This is a genomic window from Mariniflexile aquimaris (assembly GCF_042676825.1).
In the GTDB taxonomy this organism is placed as follows: Bacteria; Bacteroidota; Bacteroidia; order Flavobacteriales; family Flavobacteriaceae; genus Mariniflexile; species Mariniflexile aquimaris.
In genome coordinates this window covers 606,807-624,991 of sequence record NZ_JBHTIB010000002.1, presented here as the reverse complement: position 1 = coordinate 624,991, position 18,185 = coordinate 606,807, and the positions used below count along the sequence as shown (strand labels likewise).

Below are 18,185 nucleotides of genomic sequence, written 5' to 3'. Positions count from 1 at the left end.
AAAATATTTATGAACCTCCATTCGTAATAATTTAATTATTAACGAATTCAATATATAAAAACTTATGGCTTGTAACAGTTGTTCAACTGGTAAAGACGGTCAACCTAAAGGATGTAAAAATAACGGCACTTGTGGTACCGATAGTTGTAATAAACTAACGGTATTCGATTGGTTAGCCAACATGTCACTTCCTAATGGCGAAAAACCGTTTAATTGGGTTGAAGTCCGTTTTAAAAATGGTAGAAAAGAATACTATCACAATACCGAAAATTTAACATTAAGTATTGGCGATGTAGTGGCAACACAGGCACAATCTGGTCATGATATTGGTATGGTTACCCTTACGGGGGAATTGGTGCGTGTTCAAATGAAACGCAAAAATATTTCTGAAACTCCCGATGAAATTCTAAAAATTTACCGAAAAGCAAGTCAGAAAGATATTGATATTTGGAGTGATGCCCGCGACAAAGAGGAGCCTATGAAAGTGCGCGCGCGTCAATTTGCCATCGATTTAAAGTTGCAAATGAAAATTTCTGATATTGAATTTCAGGGCGATGCCAGTAAAGCAACTTTTTATTACACTGCCGAAGAACGAGTTGATTTTAGAGAACTTATAAAAGTATTTGCACGCGAGTTTAGAACCCGTATCGAAATGAAACAAGTAGGATTTCGTCAAGAAGCCTCCAGACTTGGCGGTATTGGATCTTGCGGACGCGAATTGTGTTGTTCTACCTGGTTAACAGATTTTCGTTCGGTAAGTACCTCGGCAGCGCGCTACCAGCAGTTATCGCTCAATCCTCAAAAATTGGCGGGACAATGTGGTAAGTTAAAATGCTGTTTAAACTACGAATTAGATAGTTATTTAGATGCTTTAAAAAGTTTCCCAAAAACAGATGTTAAATTAGTAACCGAAAAAGGTACAGCCGTTTGTCAAAAAACGGATATTTTTAAAGGACATCTATGGTATGCTTACGAAGGCGAATGGGCTAATTGGCACAGAATTACAACCGATCAAGCCAACGAGATAATAGGGCTAAACAAAAAAAATCAGAAAGTTGTTAGCTTAGAAGAATACGCGTTAGAAGTTATTGAAGACCCGAAAAAGGAGTTTGAAAACGTAGTAGGTCAAGATAGTTTAACACGTTTCGATAGTCCAAAACCAAATAAAAAACGTAAAAACAATAGGCGTAATAAGAATAATCAAGGAGCTAAAAACACCGCGCCAGACAATACCAATACCAACCAAAACCAAGCCCCTAAAAAAAGTGGCAATAGAAAAAAGAAGAACAGAAACAAACCTCAAAATACTAAGAATGCTCAGAAATAGTGCGCCATTATTTTTAATAATGCTATTTTTTGTGTTTACATCCTGCGACCCAAATCGCGTGTACGATGTTTACAAGCCGGTTCCAAATAGTTGGAATAAAGATTCTATTGTGAGCTTTAAAATTAAACCTCCAGACTCTACAAATGCGTATAATTTGTTCGTTAATTTAAGAAACACCAATGCTTATAAATATAACAACTTGTTTTTAATAGTAGAAATGGATTTTCCGCACGGAAAAAGAATTAAAGATACTTTAGAGTATAAAATGGCAGACCCAACAGGCAAGCTTCTAGGTACCGGAGTTACCGATACCAAAGAGAATAAATTGTGGTATAAAGAAAATGTTGTTTTTAAAGAAAAAGGGGAGTATGTGGTTAAAATACAACACGCCATGCGCGAAAATGGCAAAGTAAAAGGAGTAGAGAATTTAGAAGGCATTACAGATGTAGGTTTTAGAATTGAAAAACCTGTAAAACAATAAAACATTAATTTTAAAAATAAGCCAGTTAAGCTATGGCCGCAAAAAAACAAGCAAAGGTAACGCAAGACTTTTCGAAATATGTTCGTTGGTTTTGGATAACATTCGTAGGAGGTATTCTATTTGTAATATTGTTATTTTTATTAGCCTCTTGGGGGGTTTTTGGTGAAATGCCAGATCACACCGTATTAGAAAATCCTAAAACCAATTTGGCTACCGAGATCATTTCTTCAGACGGAAAAACTTTAGGTAAATTTTATTTAAATGATAATAGAACCCCGGTAAGTTACGAGGAACTACCTCAAAATTTAATTGATGCTTTATTGGCAACAGAAGATGCCCGTTTTCACGAACATTCTGGTATTGATGCTTTCGGAACCTTAAGAGCTATTGTAAAGTTAGGCGGCGGCGGTGGCGCAAGTACCATTTCGCAACAATTGGCTAAACAATTGTTTCATGGCGAAGGGTCTAAAAACAAAATAGGTAGAATGACGCAGAAAATAAAAGAATGGATAATCGCTATCCGTTTAGAGCGTCAGTACACCAAAGAAGAAATTATAGCGCAGTACTGTAATATTTACGATTTTGGAAATAATGCCGATGGTATTCGTAGTGCTTCCAGAATTTATTTTGGTAAAGAACCTAAAGATTTAGCTTTAAAAGAATCTGCTTTGTTAGTCGGGATGTTTAAAAATTCATCTTTATACAATCCGCGACCTAATAAAAACCCCGTTGGTTCTAAAAACAGACGCAATGTGGTATTGGCGCAAATGGAAAAGTACGACTATATAACCGAAGAGGTAAAAGATTCACTTCAAAAAACAGAATTAGATTTAAATTATAGTCCCGAATCGCATCGCGAAGGTATTGCAACGTATTTTAGAACTTACTTAGATGGTTTTATGAAAGATTGGATAAAAAACAATCCGAAACCAGATGGTACGAAATGGAATTTGTATAACGACGGACTTAAAGTCTACACCACCATAGATTCTAGAATGCAGTTGTATGCAGAAAATGCGGTACAAGAACACATGGCACGCTTACAGGCCGAATTTTTTAAACAGAATACGCCTAAAAGAAATAGTACAGCTCCTTTTTTAGATTTATCTACAGAAGAGATTAATACCTTGTTAAAAAACGCCATGAAGCAATCGGAGCGTTGGAGAAAACTTAAATACGATTTAGGGAAATCGAACAAAGAAATTGAGGCCTCGTTTTATAAAGCTATCCCAATGTCCATATTTGCTTGGAGAAATGGAAAAGCTACCGAGATAGATACCATAATGAAACCAATTGATTCTATACGCTACTATAAAACATTTTTGCGTACCGGAATGATGGCAATGGAGCCTCAAACAGGCCATGTAAAAGCATGGGTTGGTGGTATTAATTACCGCCACTTTCAATACGATATGGTCAAGCAAGGGAAACGTCAGGTAGGTTCCACATTTAAACCGTTTGTATATTCGGCAGCTATAGATCAATTGCATTATTCGCCATGCGATGTATTTCCCGACACACCTTTTTGTATCGAGGCAAATAAATATGGAAATCCCGAAGATTGGTGTCCTAAAAACTCTGGAGGCGATTACGGTGGCACAAGAACATTAAAAGATGCGTTGGCAAATTCAGTTAACACCATTACAGCAAGATTAATGGATAAAGTAGGTCCGCAACCAGTAATAGATTTAGTTAAAAAATTAGGCGTAGAGTCTAATATCCCTGCAGTACCATCAATCGCTTTAGGAACGCCAGATTTAAGCGTTTACGAAATGGTAGGCGCCTATGCGGCATTCGCCAATAAAGGGGTTTATACCAAACCCGTTATGGTTACTACTATCGAAGATAAAAACGGTACAGTTTTATATCAGTTCAAACCAGAAACACGCGATGTTTTAGGTGAAGAAACGGCCTATGTTACGGTAAAACTGTTAGAAGGGGTTACTCAATATGGATCTGGAGCCCGTTTGCGAAGAACCGGACCACCAGATCAGTTTTATAAAGATATCATAACAGGATATCCTTACGGATTTACAAACCCAATTGCAGGAAAAACAGGAACCACACAGAATCAAAGTGATGGTTGGTTTATGGGCATGGTGCCTAATTTAGTAACTGGTGTTTGGGTTGGAGCCGAAGACAGGTCTGTGCATTTTAGATCGATTTTATATGGCCAAGGTGCATCTATGGCATTACCTATTTGGGGTGTTTTTATGAAAAGTTGTTATGAGGACAAAACCTTAGATGTCTCAACAGCCAATTTCGAACCACCAAAGAACCTTTCTATTAACGTAGACTGTTCTAAAGGCGATGGCAATTATGTAAATGGTGAGAATTCAGGAAAAACCCCCGATGATTTAAATTTTTAAAGAATTCTATTCTTGTAAATTACTAAATCCTTACCTGAAAATTTATTTTTCCGGGTAACCCACAGCGTTTGTTTAATTTTTCGATAACTTGCGAAAATTTTTATAAAAAAAGTTGCTTTTTCCTATTTTTTTTTAAAGTTTGTATTACTTTAAACAAAGTTTTGTTACGGTCTATACAAAATGATGTTTAAACTAAATTAAAGTGTACATTTTTAACGAGCGCTCGTTTTTATTTACCTCCTAAGTAGTAATATAATAGAGTAATATACAGACATAGACTCTCTGTATTTTTATAGACCAACTCCATAGACCAACATTTTTTTTTACATAGACTGCGTAGACCAAAAAAACGGGTATGTAATTAATATGCCGTACAACCTTGGCAACGTAATATGTTTTTTTAAACGTATTAGGTTGGCTGTGTATTGTTATTATTTTTTAAAAGGCAAAGCACAAAAGGAATTAAAAGGATTATAAAAAAAACTATCAATTTTAATTACAAGACAATTTATGAAACATAAAATTATACAAGCACTAAAGAATTGGATATACATCTTTACAGCCATGGCTTTCATTTATAACTGTAGTAACGAGCAGTTTACTCCTGCTATAACGGAAAAGCAACCAACATTAATAAAAAGTCAAGAATACATAAGTTTGCAAAGTATACCAGCAAACGTTTTAAGTACGGTAAGTACCTTCAATGGTTTTGAAAACTCAAAACTATCCAAATCTGCAAACACCATAAGTATCGATTGGAATAAAATTCTAAAAATAGTAGATACACTTAATAACACCACCTATTCTGTTAGGTTTAAATTTATAAACGATCCCTCAAGTGTGTTTTACAATTTAATTTTAGTACAAAGTGGCAAGAAAGCAAAAGAACCATTTATATTAAAATACAGTGTAAAAAACCTAGAAGCCATAACAAATGGAAATCAAATAAATTTTTCTAAATTTAATGGCACCATAGAAAATTATAGTTATCAAAGTTTTATGAATGCCATAAACAGTACTCAAGTATTTAGCAAAACACAAGAAGGTTCTTATAATGCATTAGGAGAGCCATGTAGTACAACAGTATTTAGTGGTAGCCCATCAGGTGGTGGTGGTTCTACGGGCGTTGCAAACCCATTTGATGATACCTTAACAGGAAACCCTTATGGTAGCGTGTATCCACCTGTTGTAGGTTTAAATGATATAAGTAGTTGCACTTATACTATGTCTGCGGGGCATATACCTGGTGGAAGCCAAACGCCAACTTGGTATATTTATATTAACTGTGGTACTAATGGAGGGTCTTATGAAGGAAATATGGAAGAAATGGATTCAAAAACCACAAACACTACTACCTGTGCAGATGTAACAGGTGTTATTGGTGTAAACCCAAACGAGGCGTGCGGCGATGGATATGTGTTTGATTATGAATTGAATACGTGTGTGGTAGATGATAAAATAATTAATGAGCTTACTGGTAAGGCGGATTGTGTCTATGATAAACTTATCAGATCTGCTATTACTAATCACAATCTTATTACAGATACTTTTCTTTTTTTTGGAACTGGTAATCCTTTTAATAATAATTTAATATATAAATCTGAAGATAATCTTGTTAATGAAAAAGGAGAGATGTTGTTGGGTAAATTCGAAAAAATTGGTAGTAATTACATTATTACCTTAAATAATAATCAAATAAATAATAGGTCACCACTTGAAATTGCTACTACCATTTTACATGAATCTATACATGCGCTTCTTCGAAATCAGTATATAAATGCTCATGATTCTTTTGTGACTTTGTTTGGAGAATATATGAAAAAAAGAACAGGTTCTAATAATGTTACTCATGCAATTATGAGGGAATATTATATTCCTGCTATTGCAAATGCTCTTAAACATTTTGACAACAATAAAGAGAATAATTTGTTTTATGAAAATTTAGCATGGGAAGGTTTACATCAATTTCTATCGATATCAGAGAAAAATCAAATATTAGAAACAATACAACAAGTTAGGAATAGAGGATTAAATTGTAATTAAATGAAATTAGTTTTTAAAAAAATATTCTTTTTGGTCATATTTAGTGGAATTATATTGACAATTTTGAATTTAACAACGTTTAAAAATATGTTTTTTAGCGATAAAGTATATGTTTTATTCGATAACAAAATTGATATGGAAAGGATTATAAATTGGGAAGTATATTCTGACATGTTTCCTAAAAATTTTAATCCAAAAAAAGTCAATGTTGACATTACTGAATTATTAAAACTTAACCAAAAACAAAAATTTCAGTTTGATAGCATAATTAATCTTTATTATAAATATCCTCAAAAAACCATAAAAGTTAATAATGGAATTAAAGATTATAGCATTTCTATTGATACTAATTTTTTGGTTGGATTTAAGGTTCTAAATAAAAAGAAAATTAAAAAATCGAAAGTTAAAGATTTAAATTTTATTTCAATAGATTCCGTTATTCAATTAATTCCAGACGTTCATAATGGTCAAATAAAAAAGATAGAATTCTATATCGTTGATAAGGAAAAAGATAATATAATAATACACCATGTAAATCCTTATATTATAGAATATAACTAGTCATACTAAGATTATGTTTAAAGAACCTTTAATTTTAAAATACAGATTCAAAAATCAAAGAAAGTAATCAATAAATTATTTTAAATTTAGTTGCACCATCGAAAATTATAGTTTCCAAAGTTTTATGAATGCCATAAACAGTACTCAAGTATTTAGCAAAACACAAGAGGGTTCTTATAATGCCTTAGGAGAGCCATGTAGTACAACAGTATTTAGTGGCGGCCCATCTGGAGGTGGTGGTTCTACGGGCGTTGCAAACCCATTTGATGACACCTTAACAGGAAACCCTTATGGTAGCGTGTATCCACCTGTTGTAGGGTTAAATGATATAAGTAGTTGCACATATACTATGTCTGCGGGGCATATACCTGGTGGAAGCCAAACGCCAACTTGGTATATTTATATTAACTGTGGTACTAATGGAGGGTCTTATGAAGGAAATATGGAAGAAATGGATTCAAAAACCACAAACACTTCTACCTGTGCAGAGGTAACAGGTGTTATTGGTGTAAACCCAAACGAGGCGTGCGGTGATGGATATGTATTTGATTATGAATTGAATACGTGTGTGGTAGATGATAAAATTGATGCTTCAGGTCTTACAGGAAAAGCAGAATGTGTTTATACTAAAATGGTTGACAACAACAATAACATCAATTGGATTTTAGAGAATTTCCAAGACAGGGACAAACCTTCTCAATTCAATTTAATTTTTCAAATGTCTACCACGTTGGGAGATAAAACAAATGCATCAACTGCCACCCCTTTACAAAGTGGTATACCAAATACTTTTGTCATTAATATAAATCAAAATCGGGCGGAAAATATAAACACCTCTTTAACTGTAGCTAGAACTATAATACACGAAGGCATTCATGCAAGACTATGGGAGTTTGCTTATCGCAATGGAGGAACCGTCAGTCAAAGTGATTTTCCAGGTGTATATGAATTCATGAGAACATATGGCAAAAATTGGGATCATGAACAAATGGCTGCCTACTATAGAGAAACTATAGCCGCTGGATTAAAACAATTTGATAATGGACAACATACAGACGAATATTATAATGCTCTAGCGTGGGAGGGTCTTTCTGAAATAGAGGATGCAAATAATAGTCATGCGCTAATATATACACAAGCATGGCAAAAATTAATGATAGCTGAACAACAAAAAGTTTTACAAATTATAACAGATGAAAAGGCAAATGGGAGCAAAGAATGTGAGTAAGATAATTTTACCTTTAGTGTTATTTATTATTACAACTGTGGTTTTTGGTCAAAGAAAAGAATATCTTTTATTCGACAAAGATAAAGACAGTATAATAACAATCGGAAACATTAAATATTTTAAAATAGATAACAACCTTTTTAATATAAATAAATATAATACAATTGATACAGTAAATTTTAAGGAAATTGATACAGCTAAATTTACTACGGTAGAGGAACTTTGGATTAAAGGAAAACAAATTCATGATTCAATTATTAAAGCAGGAAATAAAGTAAAAAAAATAAAAGTAATTGAATCATACAATCAAATTTTTGATTTCATATATGTATTAGAAAAGAAAAGTAATTGTAAATTTATAAGAACACGAGTCTGGTGGATAGATTATTAAAATGAGATACACAACAAAATATACAGATAAGGACTCACAGAAGTTTTCTAAAAAAAAAATAAAGATTCAATCTTAGAATAAATTAACAGTCTTTATGTAAACCGAAGTAATGGCATCAAAAACCACAAACACTACTACCTGTGCAGATGTAACAGGTGTTATTGGTGTAAACCCAAACGAGGCGTGCGGCGATGGATATGTATTTGATTATGAATTGAATACGTGTGTGGTAGATGATAAAATAATTAACAATCTTACCAACCCTTGTGCTAATTCCATTTTTACACAGCTTGATACTGAAATGCTCAAAAAGGACATCTTGAACAAGGTCATGAACACACCAAATGGTGTGCAACTAACCTTTGCAGAATCTATATTAAAGTTGTTCAATGATTCCGATACTTTTAATTTTACTATTCAAAATAACAATACTCTTGATGAAGGGAAAAACGCAAGTACAACTGGAGGGTACACTACTTTAAGTGACTCATATTTAAGAGGCGCGACTCAACTTTCAATTGCAAGAACCATTATTCATGAAATGGTTCATGCCTATTTAAATGTAAAATATTCCAACTTTATTGCATTAAACGATTGGAGTTTTAAAGACGCGATGGATAAATATGCTAAAGATAATGGAATTACAGATATTAACTCCAATGAGTTTCATCATGATTATATGGGACAGTATGTTGATGCTATGGCAATTTCACTTGCAAATTGGGATGGACAATATGGTACAGGAGGTATTTATGTTAAAGACTCAAATGGTAATAACTTATTAGATTCTAATAAAGAACCTATGTTTGATTGGGAATATTATAGAAGTATGGCATTTGCTGGTCTTAATTATAAAGATTCTAATGGAAATTTAGTAGAAACAGAATCTTTTAAGACTTTAGTTCCAAATCAATCAGATAGAGATAAAATAAAAAACATAGTAATAAATGAACAAGATGGAAAATCTAATGCAAAAGGCACAAAATGTAATTAATGTATTTATATATATTTTGGTTTTGACACTTTGTAACAATTTATATGCTCAGACTAATCTTAATGGCACTTTCTGTATAGATTATGCAATTAAGGATTATGGAGAATGTTTAAACTTTAAAAATGATAGCATATTCATTCATAGGTATGGTGGAGATATGGGCACAGAAGGATATGGTAAGGGAGAATACAGTATTATAGGTAATAAATTAATTTTAAATTACAATAAATCAGAACCTTTAAATTTAGGATATCATACCTCAAAAATATGGACAAATAGTAAAGATTCTATTAACGTAAATTTTAAATTCTTCGATTTTGATAGCACACCACTACCTGCTGTAAATATAATATATAAAGACAGCTTGTCCAAATATGGTTATAGTGGTGTTGCTGCAAACGAAAAAGGGATAGCTGTGTTTAAATTAAAAAGAGATAGGACTAATTTACAGTTTAAAATCTCTAATCTTGGCTTTAGACAATATGAGTTTAGTATAGACAAAAATTACAACTATTCTATTTCTGTTTTTCTGCAAAAAGATGGTAGCGGACTGCCAATACTAAACCAGATAGACACTTTGGTTATAAATAAAAAAAGACCTAAATATTTTGTGGTTAAAAATAAAAATGGTTCGCAGACAACTTGGAAGAAGTTAGATGAATAAATACCAACCACAACACGGTATAAAAAAATAGCAATTAAGAGCTGAATTAAAGGTTTAATTAAGATGGTTCTATGGCATCAAAACCCACAAACACTACTACCTGTGCAGATGTAACAGGTGTTATTGGTGTAAACCCAAACGAGGCGTGCGGTGATGGATATGTATTTGATTATGAATTGAATACGTGTGTGGTGGATTGCCAAATTATTAACAATCTTACTGGTAAGGCAGATTGTGTTTACGGCAAATTAGAAAGCAATTCATTATTAGTAAAAACTGTAGAGAAATTTAAAGGTAAAACCCCTGTAAATTTAATTATAAATCAAAAATCAAATTTAAGACAAGATGATTATGACACAAATAGTAATTTAGTGCATGCGAAAACATATTATGGCGATTCATATAATATTACTATTACTTTAAACACAGAACAGGTAAATAACAGACCTTCATTAGCTGTAGCTCGCACCATTTTACATGAAGCTATACATGCTGACATTTACAGAAAAATAAAAACAACTAGTGGTTTGACATATATTAATAACTAATGGAAACTTCCTGATGGTTCTCGGGCTAATTTCCCTTCACTCTTTGATGCCTATAATGAAGACCCAAATAACCCAGACCATAATTATATGGCAAAATATTATAGAGAAGCATTAGAATATGGTATGAAAGAATATGCTAAGTCTATAGGTGAAACCCATTCAGACCAATTTTATACAGATATGGCTTGGAATGGTTTACTTGAAACAAAAGCTTGGGAAACTCAATATGCCGACCCAGTATATGCAAACAAGGAAAAGAACAGAATTATAAACGTAATTGTAAATTATGAAAAATCAAAAAACAATGAATGCGAATAAATTTTTAATAATATTTTTTATTTTTCAATCTATTTTATCTTTTTCACAAAAAAAAAATAATGCCTTTTTTATATGTAAATATGATGATAAAGACTATTATATCGCTGGTAATTTTGAAAATAATAGAGAGTATATTACTATTTATAATAGAGAAGAATATGAATACCATCAAAAAAAGGTAAAAGAAGCTAAAGATAAAGGAGAGTATTATTTTGACCCAGCAAGCGGAAGAGATAATCTTAATTTAAAAGTTTCAAAATTAACTTTTGAAATAATTTCAAAAGAAAAAAAATTATTATCAAAATATGAAATCAAAAAATTAAATTTGGTGGATTACAACTGGATTTTAAAAAATAGTTGGAAAAAAATAGCTAAGCAACCCTGCGATTTTAAAGATATTTATTTTTTAAATGAAATTGAAAATGAAAATTATGAATTATACAAAGTAGGAGTAACAATTAGTGCATATTAACTAATTCAAACTACAACATGGTATATAAAAAATAGCAGGTAAGAGCTTAATCAAAGGATTAATTAAGATGGTTCAATGGCATCAAAAAGCACAAACACTACTACCTGTGCAGATGTAACAGGTGTTATTGGTGTAAACCCAAACGAGGCGTGCGGTGATGGATATGTGTTTGATTATGAATTGAATACGTGTGTGGTAGATGATAAAATAATTAATGAGCTTACTGGTAAGGCGATGGCAATTACGTTACAGGCGAAAATTCTGGAAGTATTCCCGATGATTTAAATTTTTATTCCCGATGATTTAAATTTTTAAAGAATTCTATTCTTGTAAATTACTAAATCCTTACCTGAAAATTAATTTTTACGGGTAACCCACAGCGTTTGTTTAATTTTTCGATAACTTGCGAAAATTTTTATAAAAAAAGTTGCTTTTTCCTATTTTATTTTTTTTTAAGTTTGTATTACTTTAAACAAAGTTTTGTTACGGTCTATACAAAATGATGTTTAAAGTAAATTAAAGTGTACATTTTTAACGAGCGCTCGTTTTTTATTGGCTCCCTAAGTAATAAATAATAGTGAAAAGATACAGATTTAGACTACCTGTATTTATAATAGACCAAAATTAGTATAGACCTTTTCAATTTAGACTGTATAGACCAAAAAACACAGGTGTTATTGAATATACAGTAAACCCAAAGTAACTGCATTGGTTTTAAAAAACCCTAAAAGTCACCTTGTACCCTTGTGCTTAAAAACCAAACCCAATGTACTGTATCATTTATTAACAAAATTATTATTAACAGCATGAAAACATTAACCTTATTTTTCTTAATTGTATTTGTAACAACCTTAACCACTAATGCCCAAATAACTGAAGGCAATTGGATGGTGGGGGGGACTGGAAATTTTTCTTCTTATGAAAGTAAATACAAAAGCAATGACAATGAAATTTCAAACAAAGGGTTAGGTATTAGTCTATCCCCAAATATTGGTTACTTTTTAGCCAATAAATTTGTTGCTGGTGCAAGTTTGACTATTGGTTACACCAAACCTAAAGGTTTTGATAATAGTTTTGGCTACGGTATAGGGCCTTACGCTAGATATTATTTTTTAAGAGAAGATAAGCAAATAAATCTTTTTTCAGAAGTAAATTACAACTTTGAAGAAACGAAATCAGGTAATAACAAATCACGATATCAAGGTTATGGTTTAAAAGCTGGCTCTGTAATATTTTTCAATAGCAGTGTTGGCCTAGAAATATCGCTTGATTATAATTCTTCAAAGTTGATACCAAATAATTCTGATAGTTCAACTTACAATAATCTTCAAATAGGTTTAGGTTTTCAGATACATTTAGAAAAATAAAATAATTTTTAAATATTCAGAAAATCATGAAAAAAATAATATTAATCGGCCTTATGTTATTGTGTAAAATAACCTACGGGCAAGTGAATGTTTCAATTACAAACATGCAATATATTAACGGCACTCCCATAAGCAATTGCGGTACAATAGATTTTGGAACAAATCCAACAGTGAGGGTACAATTTACAATTAATTTGAGTAAGCAATCAACTCAGGTTGTAGGAAGAAGTAACCTGTACGTTTACACTGTTGGCTCATCGGGTTCTCTTATTGAAAAAAAGAATGAAATTGTATAAGAAGATTGTCTCATAAGATTATTAAGAAATAAGGAAACGCCATAGTTATAAAACGTTTCTATTAACGTAGACTGTTCTAAAGGCGATGGCAATTATGTAAATGGTGAGAATTCAGGAAAAACCCCCGATGATTTAAATTTTTAAAAGTCATAAGTATAGAAAATAGTAAAGCCATTCATTTTAGAATGGCTTTTTTATTTTGTATTTTTAGGAAACTAAAAATTAGCGTAATGATTAATAAAAAATTAGCGAATGTTGAAGAAGCTTTAATGGGCGTAAAAGATAATATGACACTCATGCTCGGTGGTTTTGGTTTAAGTGGTATTCCCGAAAATGCGATAGCACAATTAGTAAAATCTGGGGTAAGAGGGTTAACCTGTATCTCAAACAATGCGGGCGTAGATGATTTTGGGTTGGGATTACTGTTACAAAAGCATCAAATAAAAAAAATGATTTCGTCTTATGTGGGCGAAAACGACGAATTTGAGCGCCAGATGCTAACAGGCGAGTTAGATGTGGAGTTAATTCCTCAAGGCACCTTAGCCGAACGTTGTAGAGCTGCACAAGCGGGTTTTCCAGCGTTCTATACACCAGCAGGATTTGGTACCGAGGTGGCCGAAGGAAAAGAAACCCGTGAGTTTGATGGTAAAATGTATGTTCTAGAACATGCCTTTAAAGCAGATTTCGCATTTGTTAAGGCTTGGAAAGGTGATGCCGCAGGTAATTTAATTTTTAAAGGAACCGCGCGAAACTTTAACCCTAACATGTGTGGTGCCGCTAAGATTACGGTAGCTGAGGTTGAAGAATTAGTGCCGTTAGGTGATTTAGACCCAAATCAAATTCATATTCCAGGAATATTTGTACAGCGCATTTTTCAAGGTGCGCATTATGAAAAACGTATTGAGCAACGAACGGTAAGAGCTAGAAATTAGTCAATTTTATAATTATGCGATTTGAAAATGCGAAATGATTCGGATAATTTAATAGTTAGGTTGACATTTGAACTGGCACTGGACGTCGTTTCATTTTCTGAAAAAATTAGAGCTGGAAATCGGTTTGAAATGGCCTCTCAAATATTTAGAAGCGGAACATCGATTGGCGCTAATATTCGAGAAGCTCAAAATGCTGAAAGTAAAAGAGATTTTATTCATAAATTTAAAATTGCTGCCAAAGAAGCAGATGAATTGGAGTATTGGTTAAAACTTTGTAAAGCATCCGAACACTATCCAAACCCTGATGAAAAATTATTAAATGATTTAAAATCTGTCATTCTCATAGTATCTAAAATAATCTCAACTAGTAAAAAGCCATAATTAGCTAATTTTCAAATCATCTCATTAAAAAATTACAATATGTTAGACAAAGTAGGAATCGCTAAGCGCATAGCAAAGGAAGTAAAAGATGGCTATTATGTGAATTTAGGCATAGGCATACCCACATTAGTGGCCAATTATGTGCGGAATGATATTGAAGTAGAATTTCAAAGTGAGAATGGTGTTTTGGGCATGGGACCTTTTCCATTTGAAGGCGAAGAAGATGCCGATGTTATTAATGCTGGCAAACAAACGATTACAACCCTACCAGGTGCGAGTTTTTTTGATTCGGCCATGAGTTTTTCTATGATTAGAGGAAAGCATATAGATTTAACAATCTTAGGAGCCATGGAAGTGGCAGAAAACGGCGACATTGCCAATTGGAAAATACCAGGACGCATGGTTAAAGGTATGGGTGGCGCGATGGATTTAGTAGCCAGTGCCGAAAACATTATTGTAGCCATGATGCATACCAATAAGGCTGGAGAATCTAAATTACTTAAACGCTGTACACTGCCTTTAACGGGTGTTGGATGCGTAAAAAAGATAGTAACCAATCTGGCAGTTCTAGAAGTAACCGATAAAGGATTTAAATTATTAGAACGGGCTCCAGGCGTTTCGGTAGAAGATGTTAAAAACGCAACGGAAGGCACTTTAATTATTGAAGGCGATATTCCAGAAATGAGTATCTAAGAACAATTAAACATTGTCGAAAAATATTACATAATAATTTAAATGTTAAAATTAGATGTATTTTAACGATTTTTTATGTTTTTTGGTCGGTATATTGAAAATAATTAGCATCTTAGTACTACCCAAAGAAACCAAACAAAATAAATAGATTTCCCCAAATCTACCATAAACTTTACGCTTATGAATTTTGCAACAAATCTACCTGAACAACCTACATTTACCGAGAGTAAATTTAAAGAAACGCTTAAAGCGAATTTAAGATTTATTAAAAGTTTACTTTATTTAACGAAGAAGTTATTTATGCTATAATCCTTTGGGGATAGCATCAATAAGTTTTTTAGTATAGACTGTTTTGGGCGATGCGTATATTATATCCGCATCGTCCAATTCTTCTATTTTTCCTTTATTCATTACCAGCAATTGATCACTCATATATTTTACCACGGCTAAATCGTGCGATATAAAAATATAAGTAAATCCAAAAGTTTCTTTAAGTGTATTCAAAAGGTTTAAAACCTGCGCCTGAACCGAAATATCTAATGCCGAAACCGATTCGTCGCAAACTATAAGTTTAGGTTGTAAAGCAATAGTTCTGGCAATTCCTATACGTTGCCGCTGTCCTCCAGAAAACTCATGCGGATAACGGTTAAAGTAATCTTCAGAGAGTCCTACTTTGTTTAAAATTTCGATGGTTTTTTCTTTGCGCTCTTCATCATTTTTATATAGTTTATGAACTATCATCGGTTCCATAATAGCTTCGCCCACAGGAATTCTAGGGTTTAATGAAGAGTATGGGTCTTGAAAAATAATTTGAATCTCCTTCCGAAGTTTTTTAATCTCTGTATTAGAAAGCTTGGTAATATCAACACCATTATACAATATTTGTCCTGCTGTGGCTTTGTCTAGTTGAAGGATGGCGTTTCCTAAAGTGGATTTTCCGCACCCCGATTCGCCTACCAACCCTAAAGTTTCTCCTTCATATAATTTAAAACTTACATTGTTTACCGCTTTAAAAGATTGCGGTTTTGTAAACCAGCTAGATTTTGAAATATACTCCTTTTCAACATTTATAACTTCTAATAAAGGTGGTTTGCTGTAAAGTATTTTGTGTTTTTCTTGGCGCGCTTCTGGGGTTATAATATCGCTTTTCGTGATATTATTTAAATAATCATTAATGGTTGGAAGTGTTTTTAGTCGCGTGTTTAAAGAGGGTCTCGAATTAATAAGCGCCTTGGTATAAACATGCTCGGGCGTTTTAAAAATGGTTGAAACCTTGCCTTGTTCAACAATTTCCCCTTTGTACATAACTAAAACACGGTCGGCTATTTCTGATATTAACGACAAATCGTGGGTAATAAAAATAACACTCATCTGGGTTTCAACTTGTAAATCTTTTAACAGTTGAATGATGTTTTTTTGAACTGTCACGTCCAGCGCAGTTGTAGGTTCGTCGGCAATTAAAATATCGGGTTTACAGCTAATAGCCATAGCAATCATAACCCGTTGCTTTTGGCCACCAGAAATTTCGTGAGGATAGGCATTATAAACACGCTCTGGATCGGGAAGTTTTACTTTTTCAAAAAGCAAAATGGTTTCTGCCTTGGCTGCTTGTTTAGATAACTGTGTATGTTGTAATAGAATTTCTTGAACTTGTTTTCCGCAGGTCATAGACGGATTTAAAGAACTCATAGGTTCTTGAAAAATCATCGCTATTTTTTTGCCGCGTATTTGTTGAAATGCTTTTGATGAAAGCCTTGTTAAATCGGTTTGGTTATAAACGATGTTGCCCGAGGTAATTTTAGAAATTTTCTTTGGAAGTAAGCCTAAAATAGCGAGCGAAGACACAGATTTACCAGAACCCGATTCGCCTACAATACCTAATATTTCATTTTGATTTAAATGATAGGTAATGTTACGTATAACGGCAGTTTCTACTTTCTGAGAAAAGAAACTGATAGATAAATTTTCTATTTGAAGTATTTTGTTATTTGGCATGAGTAAATATAACGACTTTCTCAATTTAAAAAATACTCTAATTTTATTTTAATTTGAAAAAAAACCGTAGGAAACCTGTCAGTGAGCCTAAATTTATTTCCTTACCACTAAGGTGATATCTACTCTTCTGGCTTCTTGCTCTGTGTTTGCTTTATAGTCTATGCCATAATACATCGATAAAATTCTTGTTGGATGAACGCCTTTCGATATTAAAACCTGTTTAACAGATTCTGCACGTCGCATCGATAAATTTTGATTGTAAATAGCGCTGCCTTTTTTACTTGCAAATCCTTTTAATAGCACATCAATATTATCGTGTTCTTTTAAAATGGACACTAAATCATTTAGGCTATCACTTTGATTCTCTGCAATGGTGGTCGCGTTGTTTTCAAAATAAAGTTGTGTTTTAAAGGAACCATATTTTTTTAAAAGTAACAAGTAATTTGATGTTGCTGTTTTGCTTAAGTCGAGTTCCTTTTGTAAGGCATTAAGTTTTTCTTTAATACGGTTTAAATTTTCTAAATACACATCGGTTTGTGGTGCTGCGGTTTGAGTTTTGCTTAATTGTTTATATAAAGAATCTAATTGCGCCTGAAGCATTTGTTTATAGGCCTCATGATCTTTGTCGTTTGAAATAGCTATGGGTACAGTTTTAACCGTGGGTTTTACGCTAGAAGTAATTTTAGAAGCCTTTTGTTTTTCCTGCTTGTCTAAAAGTTTTTTCATGTCGTCAATTTTATATTGTAAAACATCCAAATTCTGTTTTAAATACACATTATTATTGGCAGGAGCCGACGTTATTTTGTTTTTAGAATTTAGTGTTTTAAGCACCGTTTCTAAACTATCTATTTCTCTGTTTAAAGATGTAACACCCAAATTTAAAGTCACCGAGTCTTTTATTGCTTGTTGGCTTGCAATAGTATTTTGTAAACTCAATTTTTTTTGTTTTGCTTCTACAATTCTAACAATAATAGAATTTAAGTCGTTTTCAGAGAGTCGTATAACACTTTTGGTTATAGAATCGTTTTGCGCACTAATCGCCATCGAAGACAGGCCAATTATAAATAATAAATGCTTATACACGGTCTTATGGTTTAATTAATTAAGAGACTATATACTTAAGAC

General features: G+C 32.7%; 20 protein-coding genes. 18 read left to right on the top strand and 2 right to left on the bottom strand.

Going from position 1 to position 18,185, the window contains the following annotated elements; all coding sequences use genetic code 11:
* The first annotated feature begins 64 nt into the window (after positions 1–64).
* The 18 genes from ACFQ0I_RS02800 to ACFQ0I_RS02715 all read left to right on the top strand — a co-directional run bounded on the left by ACFQ0I_RS02800 (position 65) and on the right by ACFQ0I_RS02715 (position 15,065).
* Complete coding sequence (locus ACFQ0I_RS02800) at positions 65–1,327, top strand: PSP1 domain-containing protein (protein ID WP_379939141.1); 1,263 nt, start codon at positions 65–67, stop codon at positions 1,325–1,327.
* Positions 1,314–1,808 carry a gliding motility lipoprotein GldH gene (locus ACFQ0I_RS02795; RefSeq protein ID WP_379939140.1) on the top strand — a complete coding sequence of 165 codons (495 nt, stop codon included), beginning with the start codon at positions 1,314–1,316 and terminating at the stop codon, positions 1,806–1,808. The genes ACFQ0I_RS02800 and ACFQ0I_RS02795 overlap by 14 nt, the downstream gene beginning before the upstream one ends.
* Before the next feature lie 32 nt (positions 1,809–1,840).
* Complete coding sequence (locus ACFQ0I_RS02790) at positions 1,841–4,177, top strand: penicillin-binding protein 1A (RefSeq protein ID WP_379939139.1); 2,337 nt, start codon at positions 1,841–1,843, stop codon at positions 4,175–4,177.
* A gap of 510 nt (positions 4,178–4,687) precedes the next feature.
* Positions 4,688–6,220 (top strand): hypothetical protein, encoded by a 1,533-nt coding sequence (locus ACFQ0I_RS02785; RefSeq protein ID WP_379939137.1) that lies wholly within the window; start codon positions 4,688–4,690, stop codon positions 6,218–6,220.
* Positions 6,221–6,781 carry a hypothetical protein gene (locus tag ACFQ0I_RS02780; RefSeq protein ID WP_379939135.1) on the top strand — a complete coding sequence of 187 codons (561 nt, stop codon included), beginning with the start codon at positions 6,221–6,223 and terminating at the stop codon, positions 6,779–6,781.
* A 124-nt stretch (positions 6,782–6,905) separates the two neighbouring features.
* Positions 6,906–8,009: a hypothetical protein gene (locus tag ACFQ0I_RS02775; protein WP_379939134.1), complete on the top strand. Its 1,104-nt coding sequence runs from the start codon at positions 6,906–6,908 to the stop codon at positions 8,007–8,009.
* Positions 7,987–8,400, top strand: coding sequence for a hypothetical protein (locus tag ACFQ0I_RS02770; protein WP_379939133.1), 414 nt, complete (start codon positions 7,987–7,989; stop codon positions 8,398–8,400). The genes ACFQ0I_RS02775 and ACFQ0I_RS02770 overlap by 23 nt, the downstream gene beginning before the upstream one ends.
* Before the next feature lie 109 nt (positions 8,401–8,509).
* Positions 8,510–9,394, top strand: a complete 885-nt coding sequence (locus ACFQ0I_RS02765; protein WP_379939131.1) for a hypothetical protein — start codon at positions 8,510–8,512, stop codon at positions 9,392–9,394.
* Entirely contained in the window at positions 9,369–10,058 is a 690-nt protein-coding gene (locus ACFQ0I_RS02760) for a hypothetical protein (protein ID WP_379939129.1), read from the top strand. Before ACFQ0I_RS02765 ends, ACFQ0I_RS02760 begins: the two co-directional genes overlap by 26 nt.
* Positions 10,059–10,129: 71 nt before the next feature.
* Positions 10,130–10,606: a hypothetical protein gene (locus tag ACFQ0I_RS02755; RefSeq protein WP_379939127.1), complete on the top strand. Its 477-nt coding sequence runs from the start codon at positions 10,130–10,132 to the stop codon at positions 10,604–10,606.
* Positions 10,607–10,693: 87 nt separating this feature from the next.
* Positions 10,694–10,924 (top strand): hypothetical protein, encoded by a 231-nt coding sequence (locus tag ACFQ0I_RS02750; RefSeq protein ID WP_379939126.1) that lies wholly within the window; start codon positions 10,694–10,696, stop codon positions 10,922–10,924.
* Entirely contained in the window at positions 10,893–11,396 is a 504-nt protein-coding gene (locus ACFQ0I_RS02745; protein WP_379939124.1) for a hypothetical protein, read from the top strand. The genes ACFQ0I_RS02750 and ACFQ0I_RS02745 overlap by 32 nt, the downstream gene beginning before the upstream one ends.
* 75 nt (positions 11,397–11,471) lie before the next feature.
* Entirely contained in the window at positions 11,472–11,681 is a 210-nt protein-coding gene (locus ACFQ0I_RS02740) for a hypothetical protein (RefSeq protein ID WP_379939122.1), read from the top strand.
* A gap of 521 nt (positions 11,682–12,202) precedes the next feature.
* Positions 12,203–12,763: a hypothetical protein gene (locus ACFQ0I_RS02735; protein ID WP_379939120.1), complete on the top strand. Its 561-nt coding sequence runs from the start codon at positions 12,203–12,205 to the stop codon at positions 12,761–12,763.
* A 104-nt stretch (positions 12,764–12,867) separates the two neighbouring features.
* Entirely contained in the window at positions 12,868–13,059 is a 192-nt protein-coding gene (locus tag ACFQ0I_RS02730; protein ID WP_379939119.1) for a hypothetical protein, read from the top strand.
* A 230-nt stretch (positions 13,060–13,289) separates the two neighbouring features.
* Positions 13,290–13,991: a CoA transferase subunit A gene (locus ACFQ0I_RS02725; protein ID WP_379939117.1), complete on the top strand. Its 702-nt coding sequence runs from the start codon at positions 13,290–13,292 to the stop codon at positions 13,989–13,991.
* A 27-nt stretch (positions 13,992–14,018) separates the two neighbouring features.
* Positions 14,019–14,372 (top strand): four helix bundle protein, encoded by a 354-nt coding sequence (locus tag ACFQ0I_RS02720; RefSeq protein ID WP_379939115.1) that lies wholly within the window; start codon positions 14,019–14,021, stop codon positions 14,370–14,372.
* Positions 14,373–14,411: 39 nt separating this feature from the next.
* Complete coding sequence (locus tag ACFQ0I_RS02715) at positions 14,412–15,065, top strand: 3-oxoacid CoA-transferase subunit B (protein WP_379939113.1); 654 nt, start codon at positions 14,412–14,414, stop codon at positions 15,063–15,065.
* A 303-nt stretch (positions 15,066–15,368) separates the two neighbouring features.
* Here ACFQ0I_RS02715 and ACFQ0I_RS02710 read toward each other — a convergent pair whose 3' ends face one another.
* Together ACFQ0I_RS02710 and ACFQ0I_RS02705 are read right to left on the bottom strand one after the other, a co-directional pair.
* Positions 15,369–17,060 (bottom strand): ABC transporter ATP-binding protein, encoded by a 1,692-nt coding sequence (locus ACFQ0I_RS02710; RefSeq protein WP_379939111.1) that lies wholly within the window; start codon positions 17,058–17,060, stop codon positions 15,369–15,371.
* A gap of 93 nt (positions 17,061–17,153) precedes the next feature.
* Complete coding sequence (locus ACFQ0I_RS02705) at positions 17,154–18,143, bottom strand: OmpA family protein (RefSeq protein ID WP_379939109.1); 990 nt, start codon at positions 18,141–18,143, stop codon at positions 17,154–17,156.
* Positions 18,144–18,185: the final 42 nt, after the last annotated feature.

Excerpts from the sequence above, each read along its gene's own strand:
- ACFQ0I_RS02745 (WP_379939124.1), top strand. The coding sequence starts at position 10,893 with ATGAAAAATCAAAAAACAATGAATGCGAATAAATTTTTAATAATATTT.
- ACFQ0I_RS02710 (WP_379939111.1), bottom strand. The coding sequence starts at position 17,060 with ATGCCAAATAACAAAATACTTCAAATAGAAAATTTATCTATCAGTTTC.
- ACFQ0I_RS02795 (WP_379939140.1), top strand. The coding sequence starts at position 1,314 with ATGCTCAGAAATAGTGCGCCATTATTTTTAATAATGCTATTTTTTGTG.
- ACFQ0I_RS02770 (WP_379939133.1), top strand. The coding sequence starts at position 7,987 with ATGGGAGCAAAGAATGTGAGTAAGATAATTTTACCTTTAGTGTTATTT.
- ACFQ0I_RS02765 (WP_379939131.1), top strand. The coding sequence starts at position 8,510 with ATGGCATCAAAAACCACAAACACTACTACCTGTGCAGATGTAACAGGT.
- ACFQ0I_RS02780 (WP_379939135.1), top strand. The coding sequence starts at position 6,221 with ATGAAATTAGTTTTTAAAAAAATATTCTTTTTGGTCATATTTAGTGGA.
- ACFQ0I_RS02775 (WP_379939134.1), top strand. The coding sequence starts at position 6,906 with ATGAATGCCATAAACAGTACTCAAGTATTTAGCAAAACACAAGAGGGT.
- ACFQ0I_RS02715 (WP_379939113.1), top strand. The coding sequence starts at position 14,412 with ATGTTAGACAAAGTAGGAATCGCTAAGCGCATAGCAAAGGAAGTAAAA.
- ACFQ0I_RS02785 (WP_379939137.1), top strand. The coding sequence starts at position 4,688 with ATGAAACATAAAATTATACAAGCACTAAAGAATTGGATATACATCTTT.
- ACFQ0I_RS02730 (WP_379939119.1), top strand. The coding sequence starts at position 12,868 with ATGCAATATATTAACGGCACTCCCATAAGCAATTGCGGTACAATAGAT.
- ACFQ0I_RS02790 (WP_379939139.1), top strand. The coding sequence starts at position 1,841 with ATGGCCGCAAAAAAACAAGCAAAGGTAACGCAAGACTTTTCGAAATAT.
- ACFQ0I_RS02735 (WP_379939120.1), top strand. The coding sequence starts at position 12,203 with ATGAAAACATTAACCTTATTTTTCTTAATTGTATTTGTAACAACCTTA.
- ACFQ0I_RS02740 (WP_379939122.1), top strand. The coding sequence starts at position 11,472 with ATGGCATCAAAAAGCACAAACACTACTACCTGTGCAGATGTAACAGGT.
- ACFQ0I_RS02760 (WP_379939129.1), top strand. The coding sequence starts at position 9,369 with ATGCAAAAGGCACAAAATGTAATTAATGTATTTATATATATTTTGGTT.
- ACFQ0I_RS02725 (WP_379939117.1), top strand. The coding sequence starts at position 13,290 with ATGATTAATAAAAAATTAGCGAATGTTGAAGAAGCTTTAATGGGCGTA.
- ACFQ0I_RS02720 (WP_379939115.1), top strand. The coding sequence starts at position 14,019 with ATGCGAAATGATTCGGATAATTTAATAGTTAGGTTGACATTTGAACTG.
- ACFQ0I_RS02755 (WP_379939127.1), top strand. The coding sequence starts at position 10,130 with ATGGCATCAAAACCCACAAACACTACTACCTGTGCAGATGTAACAGGT.
- ACFQ0I_RS02800 (WP_379939141.1), top strand. The coding sequence starts at position 65 with ATGGCTTGTAACAGTTGTTCAACTGGTAAAGACGGTCAACCTAAAGGA.
- ACFQ0I_RS02750 (WP_379939126.1), top strand. The coding sequence starts at position 10,694 with ATGGCAAAATATTATAGAGAAGCATTAGAATATGGTATGAAAGAATAT.